This is a genomic window from Candidatus Poriferisodalis multihospitum, from assembly GCF_028283155.1.
GTDB classification, from domain to species: Bacteria; Actinomycetota; Acidimicrobiia; order Acidimicrobiales; family Poriferisodalaceae; genus Poriferisodalis; species Poriferisodalis multihospitum.
This window is the reverse complement of record NZ_JAPYOK010000014.1, coordinates 1-5,251: the sequence shown is the minus strand read 5'-3', so window position 1 is coordinate 5,251 and position 5,251 is coordinate 1. Positions and strand designations below refer to the sequence as shown.

The following is a 5,251-nucleotide window of genomic DNA, read 5'->3' as shown; positions in this document are numbered from 1 at the left end:
GGCATGTCGAACACCCCAGCGGCAGGATGCCCGTCCACGACAGCCATGACGTAGTTGATCTCGCCGCTGGGGTCGCGCTCGAAGTCCCAGCCGAGCACGGCTGCATAGAAGCCAAGGGCACCTTCGACATCAGTCGTCGCCAAGTCGACCCACGACGGTGTTCCCGGTGCATGACGCTCTCGTTTCGGCATGGCGGTGCTGCTCCTTGCGCTCGGCGAGAAGGCTTGTCTAGCCCGACGGTGCGAGGGTGCGGCGCAGCACGCTGGCGGTGAGTTCTTGGGCTTCCTTGGCCTGATCAAGGAAACGGGTCATGCTGAAGAACCCGTGGAACTGGCCCGGGTACTCGATGAGCGTCGTGGGCACCTTGGCATCGGCCAGCTTCTGGGCGTACTCGACGCCCTCGTCGCGCAGCGGATCGTGCCCGGCCACGATCACGAACGCGGGCGCCACACCGGCCGGATCGTCGACCGCAAGCGGGGCTGCGTACGGGTTGCTGCGTTCCGACGGGGGGCAGTAGTGATCGTCGAACCAGATCATCGTCGCGCGGGTCAGCAGGTAGCCCTCGGCGTTGGCGATCATCGAATGGGTGTCGCGGTCGAAATCGGTGACCGGGTAGATGAGCACTTGCAGCGCCGGTTGGCCGCATGCGTCGCCGTTGGCCGCGCCGTCTCGGCACATGAGCGCTACCGCTGCCGCCAGGTTGCCGCCGGCGCTGTCGCCGCCGATCGCCACCCGGGCGGGGTCGATGCCCAGATCGGCGGCATTGTTCATCGCCCACTGGGTCGCAGCGCAGCAGTCGTCGGCGGCGGCCGGGAACGGGTGCTCGGGAGCGAGTCGATAGTCGACCGACACGGTGACGACGCCGGCCAGCATCGTCAGCGAGCGGCACACCCAATCGTGGGTATTGATGCTGCCGACCACCCAGCCGCCGCCGTGGAAGTAGACGAGACAGCCCAGCGCCCCAGCCGCATCGGCGGTCGCCGCGCCGTCGCTGGGCCGGTAGATCCGCACGGCGATGTCATTGCCGTCGGGTCCCGGAATCGTCCGGTCCTCGATTCCTGCGACCTCCACGAATACGCCGGGGTTGGGACGCTCCTCCCACCCGGCGCGAGCTCGCTCGGGGCCGACCTGCTCGAACGTCGGCATGTTCAGCGCGTTGATCTGGTCGATGAGGCGGGATGCTTCGGCTTCGAGGGTCACGGCGGGCAGCATATGTGCGGCGCGAGCGGCGGCGCAGCGGTCGGGACGGCACGTCGGCGGGTGCGCTGTGCTCGGCTGCCGTACGCTGAGACGGGCACTCACGCCGAGGGCGGTGGTTGCGATAACGGGGGCACGACATGGGTGATCTGCTGATCTCTGGCGGAACGTTGATCGACGGCACGGGTTCGGAGCCCCGGCGGGCCGACGTGCTGATCTCAGACGGCGTTGTCGCCGAGATCGGCGACACACCTGGGGCGCTGGCCGGCAGGAAGGCCGACCGCGCCATCGACGCCGAGGGCCACGTCGTGACACCCGGGTTCATTGACGTGCACACCCACATGGACGCCCAGATCGCTTGGGATCCGATGGGCGAGAGCTCGTGCTTCCACGGCGTGACCACCGCCGTGATGGGCAACTGCGGCTTCACGTTGGCCCCTGCCCGACCCGACGCCCGCCATCTCGTCGTGCGCAACCTCGAGCGGGCCGAGGACATTTCCGCCGAGGCCATGGCTGCAGGCATCGACTGGACATGGGAGACCTTCCCCGAATACCTCGACTTCGTGGACGCCACGCCCAAGGGCATCAACTACGCCGGTTACCTGGGGCACTCGGCGCTGCGCACGTGGGCCATGGGCGAAGCGGCATTCGACCGCGGCGCCAACGATGACGAGCTCGCGCTGATGCTGCAGCAGCTGCGCGACTCGCTGCACGCCGGCGCCATCGGCTTCACCACCTCCATCTCCTACAACCATGAGACCGCCGACGACCGCCCGGTTGCCTCGCGCTTGGCGGAGTGGTCGGAGATCGATGCGCTGGTCAGCGAGATGGGGGCAATAGGCGCCGGCATCTTCGAGCTGGCCAACCATGGCGACCTGCGCTCACGTGACACCGAACGGAACGACGCCTATGTCGCCAAGATCGTCGAGCTGGCCGCCCGCACGCGCGTGCCCACGACATACGGCATGCTCGCCCCCTCCAGCGAGGACCACCACTGGAAGCCGGTGATCAAGCTGCTCGACGGCATCAACGCTGCCGGCGGCACTTCGTGGGGGCAGGCGGCCCGCAAGCCGATCTGGTCGCACATCTACCCGCTGACGCGACCGCTGCCGCCGTTCCGCACGATGGACGTGATCGCGGCCGAGCGTGGCGTCTCGCCCATGGAAGCATTCGTCGATCTTGCGCTCGACAGTGACTTGGAGATGTTCTTTGTCCAGGCCCTCGCCAATCAGGACCAGGATCTGGTGCTGCACTTGCTGAAGCACCCCCGGGCGATCCCGACATTCTCTGACAGCGGTGCGCACGTCACTCAGATCATGGATTCGTCGCTGCAGACCCACCTGCTGGGCCACTGGGTGCGTGACCGCCAGGAGTTCACGCTGGAAGACGCCGTACACCGCATCACCCAGCTGCCCGCGAATGCCTGGGGCTTCGACGACCGTGGCGTGCTGGAAGTGGGCAAGGCGGCTGACGTGAACGTGTTCGATCCCGACACGGTCTCACCCGACATGCCCGAGCTGGTGCACGACCTGCCAGCAGGTGCCGCCCGTCTCCGGCAGACCGCCACGGGCTTCGCCGCAACCATCGTGAACGGCGAGGTCATCACCGAGCACGGCAGGGTGACCGGTGCCGTGCCGGGTCAGCTCCTGCGAGGCCCGCTGGCCCGCTGAGCAGCGCTGCCGAGCGTTCTCGCCGGTTGGCTCAGGGGCCGGCTGGCTTCGGGCGATTCGGCTGCGTTCAGGCTCTGCCGCTTCTCGGCGACGCCCGGGTTGGGGCGGTTGCCGACGTATGCGCTGCCGTAGTTGGGCTCGCGGGTCCAGTCGATGCTGCCCAGCGCTGTCTCAAGCCCATGGCGGGCGTCGTTCCAGGCTGCTACCAGGCGGTCTTCGGCGTCGTAGTCGAAGGGATCGCCCAGCCGCTGTTCGAGCGCCCCGCCGCGTTCAAGTGGGTTCTCAACCAGCCAGCGTGTTGCGGCCCGCCACGCATCGATGGGTGCCAACACGTCCCGGTAGCCGAGATCCCGCACAGTCGGACCGATGTCGAGCACCCGGTGCGTGGTGGACCAGCTGCCTACCAGCGGGCGTGCCGGTGCTGCCAGCTCGTAGGGGAGCGACACCAGTTCCCAGCTATGGCCAAGCTCGTCGGCCACGACTTCGGCGATCTGGGCGATTGACAGTGCTGACGAATCGGCCACGTTGTAGATGCCGCCGAGTGCGGCGGCAGGCGCATCGCACGCCAGCAGCGTGGCGTGGGCGGCGTTGCCGATCCATCCCTGGCTCTTCACCGTCAAGCCCCCGTCGGCTACCACGAGGTGCGGCCGCCGGTCGAGTGCCCTGCGCACCAGCGGCCACTCGCGGGGCAGCGGCTGGCGCGGCCCGTAGAGCTGGGGATAGCGCAGGTGGATCGCGCTGGGGTGGCACTCGAAAACGGCCTCTTCAGTGACCCGGATCATCCGCAGCTTGCGGAACTCCTCGCCATCGCCGACCAGCGGCGCGCCGTAGGCCAGCGGCACCGGCATGCCGAACGGGAACAGATCGTCGGGGCTGCCGAAGCCCCGGTACACGCCGACACCGCCGATCGACACGAAATGGTCGCAGCGCCCCGCCAGCAACGGCGCCAGCATCCGCAGCCGCCCGTACATGGCCACGACGAGGTCGAACGACTCGTCGCCCAGCGCTGCGGCGGTGGCCTCGCCGTCGAAGGGGTCGGTGTAGATGCGGCGGACTTCGGAGCCGATCAGGTCGGTCTGGTGCCGTCCGGTGTGCAGGATGGTCACGTCGTAGCCGCGCTCGATCAGCCCGTTGACGACGAGCGGTCCGGTCGGGCCGGTTCCCCCGACCACAAGCGCTGTGCGGCGCGATGTCACCGGATCATTGTGCCGTCTCGCTTCGAGCGGTTCTGATCCGCCTGCTTCGAGTGTGCTCAAGGCGAGGTAATGCCGCAGTGCGGCGTGTAGCTTCATACGGACCACATTTGGCATTGACACGATGAGACCAGGGGGATGCTGTGGCGACCAAGGCTGGAGAGCGTCTGGATTTCGACGGCGGCGTACAGGTCATCGTCACCAAGGGCGGTGAGGCTGACATTTCCGCGTCGTCCGGCGGCGAGGGACTGAAGGTCGGCAAGCGCTATCAGGACCCCGATTCCGGTATCGAGGTGCTCGTCACCAAGCCGGGCGCAGTGACCTTGCAGTGCAACGGCAAGGACATGGCGCTGCAGGAGCCCAAGAAGACCAAGTCGGCCGACTGAGGCTGATCGAGCCAACACGGGGCCGACTGAGGCCGATTATTGGGCACAGGGCCGACTAGGGGAAACCTGCGCCGGCCACCCGAGGGGGTGGTGGCACCCTGAATCGCATCGAGCACACACTGCGAGGCGGCGCGCTGGATCGCGCCGCGGCGCGTGCACTGACTGATCTGTGCACGTCGGTGCGCGAGGCGCGCGAGCCGGCGGTACTTGTGCTGCGCAACGAGCCCGGCAGCGACTTCTGCTCGGGCATCGGCTTCGATCCACTGGAGCTGCAGCCCGACCCGGCGTCGGCGTTGGCTGGGGTTCGGAACCCGGTGGTCTGCGCCATTTCGGGCGCATGCGCTGGCGCAGGACTCGAGCTAGCGCTGGCCTGCGATGTGCGCCTGTGCGATTCGAGTGCTCGATTCGCGATACGCGATGCGCTGGAGGGGCGGCTGCCGGCCTGGGGCGGCACCCAGCGACTGCCGCGTGCGATCGGTGCTTCGCGGGCGAGTTCGATGCTCCTGCTGGGAACCGAAGTGGACGCGGCGACTGCGCTGGCGTGGGGGCTGGCACACGCCGTCGAGGATGATCTGGACGAGGTAGTGGATCGCTGGCTGGACGAGCTGGCTGGCGCAGGTCCGTTGGCGCTGGAGTTCGCCAAGGAAGCCGTGCACCGGGGCTCGGAGCTGCCGCTGGCCGACGGCCTTCGCCTCGAAGGCGACCTGAACCACCAGCTCGCAGCCACCGAAGACCGCGCCGAGGGCCTCGCTGCCTTCTTCGACAAGCGCCCGCCTGACTTCTCAGGGCGTTAGCCATGAGAAGC

Annotated in this window: 5 protein-coding genes and 1 pseudogene; 3 read left to right on the top strand and 3 right to left on the bottom strand. The window is 68.0% G+C overall.

All coding sequences use genetic code 11. The features are described 5' to 3' along the window. Together VI480_RS00315 and VI480_RS00310 are read right to left on the bottom strand one after the other, a co-directional pair. Nucleotides 1–191, bottom strand: a pseudogene (locus VI480_RS00315) (VOC family protein); the annotation flags it as partial. A gap of 37 nt (nucleotides 192–228) precedes the next feature. Continuing rightward, nucleotides 229–1,200 carry an alpha/beta hydrolase gene (locus VI480_RS00310; RefSeq protein ID WP_323670813.1) on the bottom strand — a complete coding sequence of 324 codons (972 nt, stop codon included), beginning with the start codon at nucleotides 1,198–1,200 and terminating at the stop codon, nucleotides 229–231. A 137-nt stretch (nucleotides 1,201–1,337) separates the two neighbouring features. Here VI480_RS00310 and VI480_RS00305 point away from each other — a divergent pair, with 137 nt between their 5' ends. Continuing rightward, entirely contained in the window at nucleotides 1,338–2,867 is a 1,530-nt protein-coding gene (locus VI480_RS00305; RefSeq protein ID WP_323670812.1) for an N-acyl-D-amino-acid deacylase family protein, read from the top strand. Here VI480_RS00305 and VI480_RS00300 read toward each other — a convergent pair. Next, nucleotides 2,837–4,159 (bottom strand): hypothetical protein, encoded by a 1,323-nt coding sequence (locus tag VI480_RS00300; RefSeq protein WP_323670811.1) that lies wholly within the window; start codon nucleotides 4,157–4,159, stop codon nucleotides 2,837–2,839. The two genes, VI480_RS00305 and VI480_RS00300, sit on opposite strands and share 31 nt — an antisense overlap. A 44-nt stretch (nucleotides 4,160–4,203) precedes the next feature. Between VI480_RS00300 and VI480_RS00295 the strand changes: the two genes are divergently transcribed. Together VI480_RS00295 and VI480_RS00290 are read left to right on the top strand one after the other, a co-directional pair. Then, nucleotides 4,204–4,446: a hypothetical protein gene (locus VI480_RS00295; RefSeq protein WP_323670810.1), complete on the top strand. Its 243-nt coding sequence runs from the start codon at nucleotides 4,204–4,206 to the stop codon at nucleotides 4,444–4,446. 179 nt (nucleotides 4,447–4,625) lie between these two features. Next, on the top strand, nucleotides 4,626–5,240 hold the full coding sequence (locus VI480_RS00290) for an enoyl-CoA hydratase/isomerase family protein (protein ID WP_323670809.1): 615 nt from the start codon (nucleotides 4,626–4,628) through the stop codon (nucleotides 5,238–5,240). The last annotated feature ends 11 nt before the right edge of the window (nucleotides 5,241–5,251 follow it).